Below are 1,175 nucleotides of genomic sequence, written 5' to 3' on the forward strand. Positions count from 1 at the left end.
GACCCAGCTTTACCTGGCAATCCCTTTGCTGGCGCACGTCGGGCTGTCTTTCAGCCCGGCAACGCCGGGGGCCGTCACGTTCGCGCTGGCCACCTGTTTCAGCCTGGCCTATGCCGGCGGGTTCCTGCTCTGGGGACCGTTATCGGATCAGTACGGTCGTCGGCCAGTGATGCTGGTTGGGCTGGGCGCACTGTCGATCACCACGCTTGCCTGCGCCTTCGCGCCTTCGCTGCCATGGTTGGCGGGACTGCGGATGCTGCAGGGCCTGGCAGCGTCCAGTTTCGCCCCCGTGGCGCTGGCCTATCTTGCCGAAGCGGTGCCGACACGTCACCGAGCAACCGCCATCGGGGCCATGTCCACGTCTTTCCTCGTGGCGGGCATCCTTGGGCAAGTGTTCGCTGCCTGGGTGGCGTTACGATGGAATTGGTCCTGGGTATTTCTGGCCTCCGGAAGTGGCCTTGTGGCCGTGATCCCATTGATTGTGTTGATGATCAAGGAGCCAGCACGCACTGCCGTTGATGGTCACCTGGGCCATCGTTTCGTGGCATTGGGCAAGATTGCCGTGCGGCCTGCCATTCTGCTGCTGTCATTTGCACACATCACACTTCTCCTGTCTTTCGTTGCGATGTATACGGCGTTAGGGCCGCATCTGGCGGGGTTGAACCTTGATCCTGCCGCAGTCATTGCACTGCGCCTGGTTGGATTGCCAGGGATGTTCATGGCCTTGCTGGTCGGGCCGCTTGCTGCTCGGATCGGGATGCCGGGCGTCGCGGGTGCAGGTTATCTGGTTGCGGCTGTGGGCTTGGCCCTGGAGGCGGTTTTATCGCAATCGCTGGCCGGTATTGCCATTGGGAGCCTGGTCTTCGTTGTCGGCGTTGCTCTCGCTGTCCCGACAATGATCACCCAGTTTGGTGATCTGGCGGTACCTAACCGCGCAGGGGGCATGGCTCTCAATGGTTTTGTCCTGTTTATCGGTGCCAGCATCGGCCCGCTTATCGTGTCCTGGGTGCCCGATTTCGTCCCGCTATTGGTGGGGCTTGCGGTGGCACTTTTACTGGCCACTGTCTGCGTTGCGGGCAGTGCATCGCTTGCTTCATCCACGAGGAAACCATGAATTCTATCCGTTCTTCGCTCTCTTTAGTCCTGACTTCCTGGCGGAACCCCTGCCGTTGGAT

Annotated in this window: 1 protein-coding gene; it reads left to right on the plus strand. The window is 61.0% G+C overall.

The annotated features are described in order from the left end of the window. Positions 1-1,114 (plus strand): MFS transporter (locus DRI82_RS23650; RefSeq protein ID WP_157968141.1); only part of this gene is annotated, 1,114 nt, incomplete at its 5' end. Positions 1,115-1,175: the final 61 nt, after the last annotated feature.

This window comes from Edaphovirga cremea (assembly GCF_003332275.1).
GTDB lineage: Bacteria > Pseudomonadota > Gammaproteobacteria > Enterobacterales > Enterobacteriaceae > Edaphovirga > Edaphovirga cremea.